Source organism: Streptomyces telluris, from assembly GCF_024519335.1.
Classification (GTDB): Bacteria; Actinomycetota; Actinomycetes; order Streptomycetales; family Streptomycetaceae; genus Streptomyces; species Streptomyces telluris.
In genome coordinates this window covers 276,723-293,132 of sequence record NZ_JANIID010000005.1, presented here as the reverse complement: position 1 = coordinate 293,132, position 16,410 = coordinate 276,723, and the positions used below count along the sequence as shown (strand labels likewise).

At 76.5% G+C, this 16,410-nt stretch carries 2 protein-coding genes; both read right to left on the bottom strand.

The genetic code is table 11. The features are described from left to right. Window positions 1-116 precede the first annotated feature (116 nt). Window positions 117-9,458 (bottom strand): type I polyketide synthase, encoded by a 9,342-nt coding sequence (locus tag NQU55_RS08590; RefSeq protein WP_168092298.1) that lies wholly within the window; start codon window positions 9,456-9,458, stop codon window positions 117-119. Next, window positions 9,455-16,405: an SDR family NAD(P)-dependent oxidoreductase gene (locus NQU55_RS08585; RefSeq protein ID WP_256790184.1), complete on the bottom strand. Its 6,951-nt coding sequence runs from the start codon at window positions 16,403-16,405 to the stop codon at window positions 9,455-9,457. Before NQU55_RS08585 ends, NQU55_RS08590 begins: the two co-directional genes overlap by 4 nt. Between the last annotated feature and the right edge of the window lie 5 nt (window positions 16,406-16,410).

The following is a 16,410-nucleotide window of genomic DNA, read 5'->3' as shown; positions in this document are numbered from 1 at the left end:
ACATGTGCAATGAGTGGACGTGGAGAGATCGGCACCGCCTACCGCCCCGGCGAACGGAACGGGAGCCCGTCCTCGCGTCCTGCGAGAACGGGCTCCCGTTTCCTGTGCGGCAGGGCTCAGCCCATGTCCGCGACCAGACGCTCGACCACGAGGTCCGTCAGCACGCGGGGCGTCGGGCACTCGTAGAGGACGTCCGCGGGCCACTCCAGACCGGTCAGCGTGGTGAGGTGGTCACGGAGTTCGAGGGCCGCGACCGAGGTCAGGCCGAGGTCGAAGAACTCGTCCTCGGTGCCGATCTCCGACGCGGACTCGTGGCCCAGCACGGCGGCCGCGAGCCCGCGCACGCCGTCCAGCACGACCTCCGGCCACTCCTCCCGGGGCAACTTCGCCAGGGCCGCCCGCAGTTCGGATTCCTGCGCGGCCTCGGCCTCGGCCTCGGCCTCCGCTTCCCCGGCCGGGGCCTGCTCCGCGGGGGGCGGTTCCTCGGCGGTTTCCTCAGCAGAAGCGACCTCCTCGGCGGAGGCGACCTCCTCGCCACGAGCGACCTCCTCGGCAGAGGCGACCTCCCCAGCGGAGACGGCCTCCTCCGCGAGGACGGCTTCCGCGCCCGCGTCCCGGGCCGGGGCCGGGGCGGGGTCGACGAGTCGTACGGCCTGCTCGTCGGTGGCCATGGCCCGGAGCACTCCGGCCGCGGCGGCACGCGGGTCGAGGGCGGGGTCGACCGCCGTCACGAGCGTCGTACGACCCTCGCCGCCGGCTTCCCGGGGGGACGCGGGCAGAAGGCCGCCGACCGACACCACCGTCACCCGGGGCGCCTCCACGTCGTCGTATCCGCTTCCCGCCCGGACGACGGCCGCCGAGAGCCGCGCCGTGTCCTCGGCAGCCGCGAACTCGGCGGCGCCGGGCGGGCAGGGCACGCCGCCGGCCACCAGCAGGCGGGCGCCGGACCGCAGCACGGCGTCGGCCGTCGCCCCGGTCAGTGGGTCCGCGGGGCCGGCCACCAGGACGTCGCCCCGGGGCTGCCACGAACCGGCCGGATCCACCGGCTCGTACGCGCGCACGAACATGCCGTCGGGACGAATCCACGTCTCCTGCCTGCCGTCGGCGATGGCCGCGCAGAGACGGGTCCGGGCGAGGGAGTCGATCTTCTCCGGGAGGAACACGACGTGCTCGCACTCGGGGACGGGGCCGCCGTCGCTCAGCGCCCAGCGGGGCACGCCGGGCCCGGCGACCGGTGCGGCGCCCGGGAGCGCCACCACGAGGTCCGCCTGCCGGTCGCCGCCGGTGCGGACGCGGGCGCCGTGCCGGACGAGGGCACCGACGATCGCGTCGGCCAGGTCGTCGTCGCCCTCGGAGGGGACGAGCAGCAGCACGTCGTACGGGAGGGCCGGAGCGGTCGTGTCCGGCACCTGCCGCCAGCGGGCCGCCTCCAGGAGCGGAGGCGTCACGCCGGCCCGCAGCCGGCCGAGCGCCGCGAGCACCTGAGCCGGTGTCGCGTCGCCCTGCAGGTCGAGCAGGCCGAGGGCGGCCGCGACGTCGGCGCCCTCGACGGCCGACCAGAACGAGTCCAGGGCCGGAGCCTCCGCCGGAGCGGAATCAGGCACGGAGACGGGCACGGAAACCGGCACGGAAACGGGCACGGAAACCGGCACGGGAACGGGTGCAGGCGCGGCCGCCGGAGCGGGCGTCGGCTCCGGCTCGGCAGGGGCGGGCCAGTAGGGGCGGCCGGCGAAGGCGTACTTCGGCAGCCGCACCGGGTGAGCGGGCCGGTCCGCGTGGACGGCCTTCCAGTCGGCGTCCACGCCGTGGGCGTGCAGCAGACCCAGGGCTTCGGTGGCGGTACGGACGTCGTCGCGGTCGCGCCGCAGCAGGGAGACCGGACGCACCACGACCTCCGGCAGGCACGCTTCGGCGGCCGGCGCGAGGACGGCGTCGGGGCCGACCTCCAGGAAGGCGGTGGTGCCGCTCTCGTGCGCGCGGGCGACGGCGTCGGCGAAGCGGACCGGGCGGCGCAGCTGGTCCACCCAGTACTCGGGGGTGTCCATGGGCTGTTCGGTCCGGACGGTGGAGATCACCGGGATGCGGGCCCGTGCGAACCGGACGTTCGCGGCGGCCTCCCGGAACTCTTCGAGCACCGGCTCGACGTGGGGCGAGTGGAAGGCGACGCCCACGCGCAGCCTGCGGGTCCGGTGCCCGCGCTCCTCCAGGTCCCGGGCGACGGCGAGCACCGCGTCCTCGTCGCCGGACAGGACGACCGCCCGGGGGCCGTTGACGGCCGCGATCTCCACGGTGCCGGCCCGGCCGTCGAGCGCGGCCAGCACGTCCTCCTCGGTCGCCCGTACGGACACCATCGCCCCGTGGGCGGGGAGCGCGCCCATGGCGCGGCCCCGGGCGGCCACCAGGGTGACGGCGTCACGCAGGGGCAGCAGGCCGGAGGCGCACGCGGCGGACAGCTCGCCGATGGAGTGGCCGATGAGGGCGTCGGGGGTGACGCCCCATGACGTCAGCAGCCTGAACTGGGCGGTCTGGAGGGCGAACAGCGCGGGCTGGGTGTACTCGGTGCGGTGGAGCAGGTCCTCGCGCTCGAAGACCGCCTCGCGCAGCCCGGTGTCCGGGCCGGTGTCCTTGAAGAGCCCGCACACCTCGTCGAAGGCTTCGGCGTAGACGGGGAACGTCTCGTACAGCCCCCGTCCCATTCCGGCCAGTTGGCTGCCCTGGCCGGTGAACAGCAGCGCGAGCTGCTGCCTGCCGGCGCGGGCCCGCTTCAGGCCGTCGGCGGTGCGGCTGGCGGCGAGGGCCTCCAGGCCCGCGCGCAGCGCCTGCTCGTCGGCGCCGGTCACCACGGCCCGGTGGCGGTGGGCCGCCCGGGTGGTGGACAGGGCTCGCGCCACGGCGGCCGTGTCGGAGGTGTCCGTTTCGAGCAGCCGGTGCGCCTGTGCGCGCAGCGCCTCCTCGGAGCGCGCCGACAGCAGCCACGGCGCGCCGTCGAGGGCGGGCAGCTTCGCGTCGCCGGCCGTGGGGGCCGGGGCCTGTTCGACGACGACGTGCACGTTGGTGCCGCTGATGCCGAACGAGGAGACGCCCATGCGGCGCGGACCGGGCTGCTCGGGCCAGGGCTGCGCCGAGGTCAGCAGGGAGACGTCGCCCGCGGTCCAGTCGATGTGCGGCGAGGGCTCGTCGATGTGCAGGCTGCGCGGCAGCAGTCCGTGGCGGATGGCCAGGACGGCCTTGATGACGCCGGCGATGCCGGCCGCCGCCTGGACGTGTCCCAGGTTGGACTTGAGCGATCCGAGCCACAGCGGTGCGGGCCGGTCCTGGCCGTAGACCGCCAGGACGGACTCCGCCTCGATGGGGTCGCCCAGCGGCGTGCCCGTGCCGTGCGCCTCGACGGCGGCCACGTCGGCGGGCCGCAGGCCTCCGGCGGCGAGCGCCGCGCGCATCACCCGTTCCTGGGCGCGGCCGTTGGGGGCGGTGAGGCCGTTGCTCGCGCCGTCGGAGTTGAGCGCGCTGGCGCGCAGGACGGCCAGCACCTCGTGGCCGAGCGCGCGGGCGCGGGAGAGGCGCTCGACGAGCACCACGCCGACGCCCTCGCCCAGGGCCGTGCCGTCGGCCGCGGCGGCGAAGGGCTTGCAGCGGCCGTCGGCGGCCAGGCCGCGCTGGGCGCTGAACTCGACGAAGGACGCGGGGGTGGAGAGCACGGTGACGCCTCCGGCGAGCGCGAGGTCGCACTCCCCCGCCCGTACGGCCTGGGCGGCCAGGTGGAGGGCGGTCAGCGAGGAGGAACAGGCCGTGTCGACGGTGACCGTCGGGCCCTCCAGTCCGTAGGTGTACGCCACCCGGCCGGACAGGACGCCGCCGCCGACGCCGGGGGCGAGGAAGCCCTCGGCGGCCGCGGTCTCCAGGAGGCGGCCGTAGTCCTGGTACATGGCGCCGACGAACACGCCGGTGCTGGTGCCGCGGAGCGTGGTGGGGTCGATGCCGGCGTCCTCGCAGGCCTCCCAGACCGTTTCCAGCAGGAGTCGCTGCTGGGGGTCCATGGCGACGGCCTCGCGGGGTGACACGCCGAAGAAGGCCGCGTCGAACGTGGTCGCGCCGGTCATGAAGCCGCCGTGGCGGGTGTAGGAGCTCCCGGCGGCCGCGGGGTCGGGGTCGTAGAGGCGCTCCAGCGGCCAGCCGCGGTCGTCGGGGAACTCCCCGATGCCGTCGCGTTCGGCGGTCAGCAGGTCCCACAGGTCGTCCGGGGTGCGGATGCCGCCGGGGAGCCGGCAGCCGATCCCCACGAGGACGATGGGGTCGTCGGCGTCGGCCGGGGTCCCGGCGGACGGTGCCGCGGCGGTCGCCGGGGCGGCTCCGGCGAGGAGTTCGTCCAGGTGGCGTGCCAGGGCTTCCGGGCTGGGGTGGCTGAAGACCAGGGTGGCGGGCAGCCGCAGGCCGGTGGCGCCGGCCAGGCGGTTGCGCAGTTCGACGGCGCTGAGCGACCCGAATCCGGCGTCCTTGAACGCCCGTGCGGGGTCGACCAGGTCGGGCGAGGCGTGCCCGAGCACGGCGGCGGCGTGGCCGGTCACCAGGTCGAGCAGGGTGCGGTGCCGGTCGGGCCCGGACTTCCCGGCGAGGCGCAGGGCGAGTTCGGAGCCGCCGGCGGGTCCGCCCTGGGCGGCGCTTCGGCGCGCCGGTGCGCCGAGGAGGTCGCGCAGCGGGGCGGGCACGGCTTCGCCCTGGGCCCGCAGGGCGGTGGCGTCGAGCCGGATCGGGGCGAGCACGGGCTCGTCCGAGGCCAGGGCGGCGTCGAGCGCGGCCAGTGCGTCGGGGCTCGGCAGCGGCAGGAACCCGGAGCCGGCGAAGCGGTCCCGGTCGACGCCGTCGGTCATCCGGCTGGTGGCGTCCCACAGGCCCCAGGCGAGGGAGACGCCGGGCAGGCCCTGGGCGTGGCGCAGGCGGGCGAGGGCGTCGAGTCCGGCGTTGGCGGCGGCGTAGTTGGCCTGTCCGAGGCCGCCGAGGACGCCCACGGCGGAGGAGAACAGCACCAGCCGTGCGCCGGGCACCAGTTCGTGCAGGTGCCGGGCCGCGGCGAGCTTGGGCTCCAGCACGCGCTGGAGGCGCTGCGGGGTCAGGTCGGTGACCAGGCCGTCGTCGAGGACGCCGGCGGCGTGGACGACCGTGGCGAAGTCCGCGCCGCCGGTCAGCGCGGCCAGTGCGGTGCGGTCGGCGACGTCGCAGGCGACGACCTCGACGGTCGCGCCGGACGCGGTCAGTTCGGCGGTGAGCTCGGCCATGCCGGGCGCGTCGGGGCCGCGCCGGGCGGCCAGGACCAGCTCCCGCACGCCGTGCGTGTGGACGAGGTGCAGGGCGACGAGCCGGCCCAGCGTTCCGGAGGCTCCGGTGATGAGGGTCTTGCCGAGGTCGCCGGGCTCGCCGTCGGCGGCGGCGCGGGTCAGCCGGGGCACGCGCAGGAGACCCGAGGCGAGGGCCGTCTGCGGCTCGCCCGTGGCCAGCGCCGCGGGGATCGCGGCGAGGGTGGCGTCCTCGTCGTCGGCCAGGTCGAGCAGCAGGAGGCGGTCGGGGTGTTCGAGCTGCGCGGAGCGTACGAGTCCGGCGACGGCGGCCTCGGCCACGTCGTCGAGGACCCGGCGCGTGACCACGACGAGGGTCGATTCGGTGTTCTGCTCGTCCGTCACCCAGTCGTCGACGAGGCGCAGTGCCTCGGCCGCCGCGGTGGCGGGGTCGCCGGAGGGGGCCGGGACCAGGACGTACCGGGCGGCGTCCTGCGTGGGCTGCTTCTTCAGCAGCGCGGCGAGTCCGGCGTCGCGCACGGCGTAGTCGTCCGCCGCGCCGCCGGGCAGGGGCCGGGTCACCTGGACCGGCAGCAGCAGGTCGCCGCGGTCCGGGCGGGTGAGGGCGCCCTCGGGGAGCTCGCGGAGCACCAGGCTGTCCACCGAGGCGACCGGCGCTCCGGAGGGGTCGGTGAGGGCGAGGCGCACGGCGTCGGGGCCGGCGCCGGACAGGGTGACGCGGACGCTGTTCGCGCCGCGGGCGTGGACGCGCAGGCCCTGCCACTCGAAGGGCAGGCAGGGGCGGGCCGGTTCGCCGGCCGCGCCCTGCTGCCCGGTGAGGAAGTCGCCGAGCGCCACGGGGTGCAGGCACGCGTCGAGCAGGGCCGGGTGGAGGGTGAAGTCGCCGGGTTCGCCGGTGCCGGGCAGCGCGACCTCGGCGAACAGGTCGCCGTCGGCGCCCCGCCACAGGGCGCGTACGCCGCGGAAGGCGGGGCCGTAGGCCAGGCCCGCCTCCTCCAGGCGCGCGTACAGCTCTTCGACGTCGAGCGGCTGCGCGCCGGGCGGCGGCCAGGCGGCGGGGGCGGGCGGGGCGTCGTCGCCGGCGGGCCGCAGGACGGCGGTGGCGTGGGTGGTCCACTGGCCGGCCCCGGTGCGGGCGTGCAGGGTCAGTCCCCGGGAGCCGTCCGCGGCCGCTTCGGTGACGTCGACGCGCAACCGGACGTCGGCATCGTCGGGCAGGACGACGGGGGTGAGCAGGGTGAGCTGGTCGACGACCGCGCACCCGGCTTCGTCGGCCGCGCGGGAGGCCAGTTCCGCGAGCGCCGCGCCGGGCACGACCACGTGGCCTTCGACGGTGTGGTCGGCGAGCCAGGGCTGGGCGGCGAGGGACAGCGTTCCGGTCAGCACCTGCCCGTCGGCGACCGGCAGGACGGCGCGCAGGACGGGGTGGCCGACGGTGTCGAGACCCAGCGAGGCCGCGTCCGCGGCTGCGTCGGCGCCGCGCAGCCAGTACGGCTCGGTGACGAACGCGGTGGTGGGCAGCTCGACGCGGCGGGCGCCGGGCCACACGGCGGACCAGTCGGGCCGTACGCCCTTGACGTGGAGGTGGGCGAGGGAGGCGAGGAGCTGTTCCGGGCCCCCCTCGTCCCGGCGCAGGGTGTGGGCGACGGCGGTGTCGGCGCCGAGGGCGTCGACGGTCTCCTGGACGCCGGTGGTGACCACGGGGTGGGGGCTGACTTCCAGCAGCGTGGTGCAGCCGCGCTCGACGAGGGCGGTGACGGCCTCGTCGAAGCGCACCGTCTCGCGCAGGTTGCGGTACCAGTAGCCGGCGTCGAACGCCGCGGCGTCGTCGCCGTCGATCCAGCGGCCGTCCACGGTGGAGAAGAAGGGCACGAGGGGGGCGCGGGGGCGCACGGGCGCGAGGGCCTCCAGCACCTGTTCGCGGACGGCTTCCACGTGGGCGCTGTGGGAGGCGTAGTCGACGTCGACGCGGCGGGCCCGCACGCCGTCGGCCTCGCAGGCGGCGAGGAGTTCGTCGAGGGCGTCGTCGTCGCCGGAGACGACCACGGAGCCCGCGCCGTTGACGGCGGCCAGGGACAGCCGGCCGTCCCAGCGGCGCAGCCGTTCCCGGGCGTCGTCGGCCGGCAGGGCGAGCGACATCATGCCGCCGCGCCCGGATATCGCCGTCAGGGCCTTGCTGCGCAGGGCGACCACTCGGGCGGCGTCCTCGAGGCTGAGGGCCCCGGCGACGCAGGCGGCGGCGATCTCGCCCTGGCTGTGGCCGGCGACGGCCGCGGGCCGGATGCCGCGCGAGCGCCACACCTCGGCGAGGGCCACCATGACGGCGAACAGGGTGGGCTGGACGACGTCGACGCGGTCGAGGTCCTGCTCACCGCGCAGGACGGCCCGCAGGTCGAAGTCGGTGTGCGGCGCGAGGGCGGCCTCGCAGGCGGCGATGCGCTCGCGGAAGACCTCGTCGGTCTCCAGCAGGCGTACGGCCATCTCCCGCCACTGCGAGCCCTGGCCGGGGAAGAGGAACGCCACGGTGCCCGCCGGGCCGGTGGTGCCCTCCACCACGGCCGGGGACGGCCTGCCGTCGGCGAGTTCGCTCAGGGCGGCGAGCAGCTCGGAGCGGTCGGTTCCGAGGACGACCGCGCGGTGCTCGTGCGCGGCGCGGGTGGTGGCCAGGGAGAAGGCGACGTCGCGGGGGTGGAGTTCCGGACGGTCGGCGAGGAAGGCGGCCAGGGACCCGGCCTGGGCGCGCAGCCCGGCCTCCGACCGGCCGGACAGGGGCCAGGCCCACGGGCCCGGCGCGTCCTGCGCCGCCCGGTCCTCGGCCGGCTCCTGCGCGGCGGGCGGCTCCTCGATGACCACGTGGGCGTTGGTGCCGCTGACCCCGAACGAGGAGACGGCCGCCCGGCGAGGAGTCTCGCCCGCGGGCCAGGCCACGTCGTCGGCCAGGAGTTCCACGGCGCCGGCCGACCAGTCCACGTAGGGGGTGGGGGCGTCCAGGTGCGGGGTCCGCGGCAGCACGCCGTGGTGCATGGCCATGACCATCTTGATGATCCCGGCGACACCGGCGGCGGCCTGGGTGTGGCCGAGGTTGGCCTTGACCGATCCCAGGCGCAGCGGCTCGGTGCGCTGCTTGCCGTAGACGGCGAGCACGGCCTGGGCCTCGACCGGGTCGCCGAGCGGGGTGCCGGTGCCGTGGGCCTCCACGGCGTCGACCTGCTCGGGGGCGAGGCCGGCGTCCGTGAGGGCCTCGCGGATGACGCGCTGCTGCGCGGGGCCGTTGGGCGCGGTGAGGCCGTTGCTGGCGCCGTCGGAGTTGACGGCGGTGCCGCGGACGACGGCCAGCACGCGGTGGCCGGCGGCCAGCGCGGCCGAGAGGCGCTCGACGACGAGCACGCCGACGCCCTCGGACCAGGCCGTGCCGTCGGCCGCGGCGGCGAACGGCTTGCACCGGCCGTCGGGCGCCAGGCCGCGCTGGCGGCTGAACTCCACGAAGGCGGTGGGCGTGGCCATCACCGTCGCACCGCCGACGAGGGCCATGTCGCACTCGCCGCGGCGCAGCGCGCGCACGGCCAGGTGGAGGGCGACCAGGGACGACGAGCAGGCGGTGTCCACCGTGATGGCGGGGCCGCGCAGGCCGAGCTGGTAGGCCACGCGCCCGGAGACGACGCTGCCCGCGCCCTGGGCGCCGGGGTAGTCGTGGTGCATCACGCCGGTGAAGACACCGGTGCGGCTCTCGCGCAGGCTCGCCGGGTCCAGGCCCGCCCGCTCGACGGCCTCCCAGGAGGTCTGCAGGATCAGCCGCTGCTGGGGGTCGGTGTGCAGGGCCTCCTTCGGCGAGATGCCGAAGAACCCCGCGTCGAAGGCGGCCGCGTCGTGCAGGAAGCCGCCCTCGCGGACGTAGGTCGTGCCCGGGTGGTCGGGGTCGGGGTGGTGCAGGGCGTCCAGGTCCCAGCCGCGGTCGCGCGGGGAGGGGGTGATGCCGTCGCGCCCCTCGGCGACGAGCGTCCACAGGTCTTCGGGCGAGGCGACGCCACCGGGGTAGTGGCAGGCCATGCCGACGATCGCGATCGGCTCGGCGGACCGTTCCTGGACGTCGCGCAGCCGCTGCCGGGCCGACTGGAGTTCGGAGGTGACCCGCCGCAGGTAGTCGCGGAGCTTGTCCTCGTTCGTCATCGGGTGTGGTCCTCCAGCCCCGGCAGGGGGGTGCCGAGCTCGGTGTCGATCAGGTTGAAGATTTCGTCGTCCGTGGCGGTGTCGGCGACGGGTCCGGCCGGGGCCGGTGCGGTCCGCGGCGCGAGCCTGTCGAGCAGGCCGCGGACGCGGTCCGCGGCGCGGACGCGGTCCGGGTCGTCCGCCGCCGCGTCGGTGAGCGCGGCGGCGATGCGGTCGAAGGCCTCCAGGAGGCCCTGCAGGTCGCTCGCCCCGGACTCGCCGGCGAACCGCTCGTCGAGGTGGGCGACCAGGTCGGCCGGGGTGGGGTGGTCGAAGACCAGCGTGGCTTCCAGGGACAGGCCCAGGGCCGCGCCCAGCCGGTTGCGGAACTCGATGGAGCTCAGCGAGTCGAAGCCCAGCTCCTGGAACGAGCGGTCGGAGTCGATCGCCGCGGCGCCCGCGTAGCCGAGCACGGCCGCGGCGTGCTGCCGGACCAGTGCCGAGAGCCGCGCGCGCCGCTCGTCCGGGCCCAGGCCGGCCAGGCCGGGGCCGGCCTCGGCAACGGCTACGGCCGCAACCGCTGCCTGCGCCGGCGCCACGAGCTCGCGCAGGACGTGCGGGACGGCGCCGGCGGCCGGTCCGGGGACGAGCCGTACGGCGGTGACCGCCGGGTGCTCCCCGTCGAGGGCGGCGTCGAGCAGGCGCAGCGCGGCGTCGGCCGGCAGCGCCTCGATGCCCCCGCGCGTGAGCCGGTCGCGGTCGGCGGCCATGCCGTCCTCGACCGCCCACGGTCCCCAGGCGACGGAGACGGCCTTGCGGCCGGACCGGGCGCGCTCGCGGGCGAGGGCGTCCAGGAAGGCGTTGGCCGCGGCGTAGTTGCCCTGGCCGGGGCCGCCCAGCACGCCCGCCACCGAGGAGAACAGCACCAGTTCGGCGTCCGGCAGCAGGTCGTGCAGGTTCGCGGCGCCGTCGGCCTTGGGCAGCAGCACGCGCTCCAGGCGCCCGGCGTCGAGGGCGGTGACGACCCCGTCGTCGAGCACGCCCGCGGCGTGGACCGCCATGGTCACCTGACGGCCTGCCAGCAGGGCGGCGAGGGCCGTACGGTCGGCCACGTCGCACGCGGCGGCTTCGATGCGGGCGCCCTGGGCCTCCAGGCCGTCCAGGCCTGCCGGGAGCCGCCCGCTGCGGCTGACCAGCAGCACGTCGCGCACGCCGTGCCGCTCGACCAGGTGGCGGACCACCGGTGCGGCGAGGGCGCCGCTCGCGCCGGTGACGAGCACCGTGCCGTGACGGCGCGGCTCGGCCGGGGCCGAGGCCGCGGTGACCGGAGTGCGCACCAGGCGGGCCCCACGCACCACTCCCCCGCTCAGCGACAGCCGCGGTTCGTCGGTGCCGAGCGCGCGGGGCAGCGCCGCGAGGTCGTCCGCCTCGACGAGCGTGAAGCGCCCGGGGTGTTCGGACTGGGCGGAGCCCACCAGACCCCAGGCCGCGGCGGTGGCGGTGTCGGGGCGGGCGGTGACGAGGACCAGCCGGGAGTCCGCGAAGCGGTCCGCGGCCAGCCACTCCTGGAGCAGGCCCAGCACCCGGCCGGTGAGCGCGCGGGCGCCGGCGGCCGTCGGTCCTTCGGAGACGACGGGCAGGACGACCACCGCGGGCACGTCCGTCAGGGCGGCCAGCTCCGGCACACGGGTCACCTCGGCGCCCGACGCCTCCAGGGCGGTGCCGGCGCCGTCCGGGTCCGGTCCGACGACCGCGTACCGCGCATGCGGCTGCGACCCGGAGGCGTCGACGGGCACCCACTCGATGCGGTGGAGCGGGTCGGCGGGCGCGCCTGCCTGACGGAGCACGACCGAGTCGACGGTCGCGACGGGGGCGCCCGAGCGGTCCGTGAGGCGGACCTCGACCGTGTCGGGCCTGAGGTGGACGACGCGGACCCGGGCGGCCGCCGCACCGGGGGCGTGGACGCGTACGCCGGACCAGGCGAAGGGCAGGTAGGGGCGGTCGCCGTCGAGGGTCGAGGCGAGCGCCACCGTGTGCAGGGCGGCGTCGAGCAGCACCGGGTGCAGGCCGTGCTGCCCGGCCTCGCCGCCGGGCACGACGACGTCGGCGTAGACGGCGTCGTCGGTGCGCCAGGCGCGGCGCAGGCCCTGGAAGGCGGGCCCGTACCCGGAGAGGCTCTCGTAGAGACGGGTGACGTCGAGTTCTTCGGCGCCCGCGGGCAGGGGCTGCGTCTCCGGTGCGGCCTCCGGGGCGGGTGCGAGGACGCCGGTCACGTGACCGGTCCAGGCGCCGTCCGCGGCCGTACGGGAGTGGATGTCGAAGGTGCGCCGTCCGTCCGCCGAGGGCGGTGCGACGACGAGGCGCAGTTCGGCCCCGGCCGCCGGCAGCGGTGTGTGGGTGACGAGTTCCGCGACGCGCGGAACGCCGAGCCGCGCTCCGGCGTGCAGGGCCAGGTCCACGAAGTACGTCCCGGGCACGAGCACGGTGCCGTCCACGGTGTGGTCGGCCAGCCACGGCTGGTCCTCCGCGCTGATCCGGGTGGCGAACACGTGCCGGTCGGGCAGCTCCACCAGCTCGGCGAGCACCGCCGGGCCGGTCGCACCCGCCACGGCCGTCGCCGCCGGAGCGGTGTCGACCCAGTGCCGGTCGCGGGCGAACGGGTAGCCGGGCAGGGAGAGCCGGCGCGGGTGTGCGGGTGCCGGGACGGCGATCTCGGCGCCCTCGGCCCAGGCGCGGGCCAGGGCGTGCAGGTCGTCCCCGGCGGCCGGTGCTGCCGCGCGTCGCCGCCGGCCGCGGTGGCAGCCCTCGCCGGTGCGCAGGGCCTCGGCGAGCTCGGCCGTCGTGGTGGCGACGACGGCGAGCCGCTCGTCGAGGTGGTCGCGTCCGGCCCAGAGCGTGAAGGCGAGGGCGGCGGGGTCCACGGGCGGGGCCGTCGCGGCGAGCCTGCCCGCCAGGTCGGCGGGGGTGGTGCTGCCGTCGACGGGCAGCCGGACGCCGAAGACCTCCTCGATGCGCTGCGCCAGGGCGGACAGCTGCGGGTAGTCCAGGCCCAGTTCGGCCAGCGGCTCCCGGGGGTCGGCGGGGAAGCCCGCGGCCTCGGTCAGGAGCGTGTCGAGGGCGGCGGTGACGTCGGCGCCGCCGGCCCGCTCCAGGTGGGCGAGCAGCTCGGCGACCTGCTCCTCCAGCCGGCCGGCGTCCTTGGCGGAGAGCACGAACAGCCGGGGGCGGGCCGGTTCCGGCGCGGCTTGGGGGGCGGGCCGCTCGGCCAGCACCACGTGGGCGTTGGCGCCGCCCGCCCCGAAGGAGCTGATGGCCGCGGTCAGCGGCGCGCCCTCGCGCGCGATCCACGGTTCGGTGGCGCGCTGGACGCGGAAACGCGAACCGGCCCAGTCCACGGCCGGGTTGAGCGGCTCGGCGTGCAGGGAGGGCACCAGCTCCCGGTGGCGCATCTGCAGCAGCACCTTGGTGACCGCGGCGATGCCCGCCGCGGACTCCAGGTGCCCGACGTTGGACTTGACGGAGCCGATGGGCCAGGGACCGCGGCCGGCACCGGCCCGGTCGAAGGCCCGCTCCAGCGCCGTGATCTCGATCGGGTCGCCCAGGCTGGTGCCGGTGCCGTGCGCCTCGACGTAGCCGACGTCGGCCGGGTCGACGCCCGACGCCGCCAGCGACCGCTCCACGAGTGCGGCCTGCGAGACGGGGCTGGGCACGGAGAATCCGCCGGTGTGGCCGCCGTGGTTGAGCATCGTGCCGCGGATGACGGCGTGCACGTGGTCGCCGTCGCGCAGCGCGTCGCGCAGTGGGCGCAGCAGGACCACGCCGACGCCCTCTCCCGGCACGTAGCCGTCCCCGCCCTCGCCGAAGGCGCGGCAGCGGCCGTCGGTGGAGAGGAAGGAGGACTGGCTGAGCAGCAGGTACTTGTTCGGGTGGACGTGCAGGTTCACGCCGCCCGCCAGCGCGGCCTCGCACTCTCCGCGCCGGATCGCCTCGACGGCGAGGTGGATCGCCGTCAGGGACGAGGAGCACATCGTGTCGAGGGCGATGCTCGGCCCCTTGAGGTCGAGGAAGAACGACACCCGGTTGGCGATGGACGCGCTGAACGACGAGGGCACCAGGCCCGGTTCGGCGCGTACGCCGTGCAGCTGGTACTGGTTGTACATCACGCCCGCGAACACGCCGACGGCGCGCCCGCGCCAGGACGACGGCGCGTGTCCCGCTTCCTCGAAGGCGTGCCACGCCTCCTGGAGGAACAGCCGCTCCTGGGGGTCCAGCACGGCGGCCTCGTTGGGCGAGATGTGGAAGAAGGCGGCGTCGAACTCGTCGACGCCGTCGATAAATCCGCCCCACTTGCCATACGAGCGGCCGGGGACGCCCTTGGCGTCGGTGTGGATCGCTCCGTGGTCCCAGCGGCCGGCGGGCACTTCGGTGATGCTGTCACGGCCGTCGCGGAGGTTCGCCCAGAACTCGTCGAGGGTGCGGGCCTGCGGGTAGCGCCCGCTGATCCCGACGATGGCGATGGCGTCGTCGTCGGGGTCCCCTGCGGGGAGCACGGGCGCGGGCGCCGCTTCGGCGGCGACGAGCACAGGGGCTACGGGCTCGGGCTCGGCTACGGGCTCGGGCTCTTCCGGGGTGAACTGCTCGCTGATCCTGGCCGCGTCGCCCACGAGGGCGACCACGTGCGGCCGGCCGCTGCCCACCGCCCGCAGCATGATGTCCACCGCGGTCGGCGTGTCCATGGCCGTCAGGCCCATGCTCCGCAGGGCACCGGCGTCGAGCTGCATGCCGCCGTCCGCCCAGCCGGGCCAGCCGATCGACACGACCCCGGGCCGGTCCTGCGCGAAGCCGTCGAGGAAGCCGTTGGCGCAGGCGTAGTCGGCCTGACCCCGGTTGCCCCACGCGGCGGCCGTGGAGGAGCAGAGCACGAGGAAGTCCAGGTCCAGCCGGCGGGTCGCCTCGTAGAGGTGACGGGCCCCGGCGGCCTTGGGCGCCAGCACCGTGCGCACGTCGTCCGCGCTCTTGCCCGCGATCAGCCCGTCGCGCAGCACACCGGCGGCGTGCACCACGCCGTGCAGCGTCCCGAACCGGGACAGGGCGTGGTCGATCGCGGCACGCACGTCCTCGGGGCGGGAGACGTCGGCCGCGAGGACGGCGACCTCTGCCCCGAGGGCGGTCAGTTCAGCGGTCACGGACGACTCGGCCGCCGTCCGCCCGCACAGCACGAGCCGCGCCCGTACCGTCCGCGCCAGGTGGCGGGCGAGGGCGAGGCCCACTCCGCCGAGCCCGCCGGTGATCAGGTACACGCCTCGCTCGCGCAGGCTCGCCGGGGCGTCCGGAGCGGGCACCGGCCGGATGTCGTGTACGTGGCGCTCGCCCGCTTCGTAGCGGACGTCCGCGTCGGGCGCGCCCGCGGCGAGCTCGGCCAGGGCGTCGGCCGCGTGCGGCGAGCGCACCACGGCCGCGTGCACGCCCGGCTGTTCGATGCGGAGGGTGCGGAACAGGCCGGTGAGCGCGGCGGCCGTGGCGGCCGGTGCGTCGGCCGGCAGGTGACAGACGATCCGTACCTGCCTCTTCCGGGTGCGCAGCAGGGCTGCCGCGAACCCGGTCAGGTCGACCGCCTCGCGCTCGACGTCCTGCGGGTCGGCCGGCGTCCAGAGCACGTCCGACGCGTCGCTCGCCGCGAGCAGGGCGGCCCAGTCGCGCGGGGTCGTCGCGTCGACGGTCAGGACGGAGGCCGGGGCCGCAGTCCGTACGGGCGGCAGCGGTGCGGGCCGCCGGCGGGGCTCGAACCAGACGACCTCGGAGGGGGGTTCCTGCGGCGGGGCCGCCTCGGCGACGGGCCGCGCGGGCGCGGCGGCGACCGGGCGGGCTGCCGTGGCCGCGGGCAGCGGGAGGTCCCGGAGGTGGTCGACCAGACCGGCGAAGGTGTTGTGCTCGAAGAGCAGCGTGGGCGAGAAGTCGGTGCCGTAGGCCTGTTCCAGGTCCGCGGAGATGCCCAGCAGCGCGGTGGAGTCCAGGCCCAGCTCGTAGAACCCGGCCTCCTCGTCGAAGTCCGCGTGGTCGAGGCGCTCGGCGAGCAGTGCGCGCACCACGGTCTCGGCCGTTTGCCGCTGCGCCGCCGCGGGCGCGCCGTCCAGCCGGGTGATGGCGGCCTCGTCGCGCACCCGCTTCGAGGTGAGCCCGCGGAACCACAGCAGGACGCCGCCGTCCGTGTCGAGGAAGCGCAGGTCGCACGTGGTCAGGTCGCCGTCCGGGCCGGCCGGGCGGGGCGGGACGGCGTGCACCAGGGTGCCGGCGCCGACCGGGCCCCGGGCCCGGAACGACTCGATGAGCATGGGGATGTACGGCCGCGCGGCCGCGCCGGCCTCGCCCACGGCGAACTGCGTGGGCAGCAGCGTCGAGGAGTCCAGCGCGGCCGGGTGCAGGTGGAAGTAGCCGGCGTAGGCCGCGGCCTGCGGGCTCAGGGACAGGTCGGCCAGCAGCTCGCCGTCGCCGACGTGCAGGGTGCCCCGGGCCATCATGAAGTCGCCATGCTCGATGCCGGTCCCGCGCACGAGTGCGTACAGGTCCGCCATGTCCGCGGTGTGCGGCGCCCGGCGCAGGGCGGCCAGGTCGACGGACTCCTCCGGGAAGGGCACGTCGAGGTGCAGCCGGCAGTCCAGCACCGGCTCGGCCTCGCCCGACGGGCGGCGGGTGCCGGTGACCGACACCCGGTGGCCGTCGCCGTCCGCCGTGAACACGATCCGCAGCTCGGTGTCGAACTCCGGTCCGGCGGCGACGGGGTTGCGGAACAGCACGCGGCGCAGCTCGGCCCGGTCCGTGTCGACGCCGCGGGCACGCAGGATCCGGTAGATCATGTCGAGGAACGACACGCCGGGCAGGATGCGCGTGCCGTGCACCCGGTGGTCGCGCAGCACCGGGTCGGTCCCGCGCACCACCACGGTGCAGGTCAGGCCATCCAACGCTTTCATTTCTT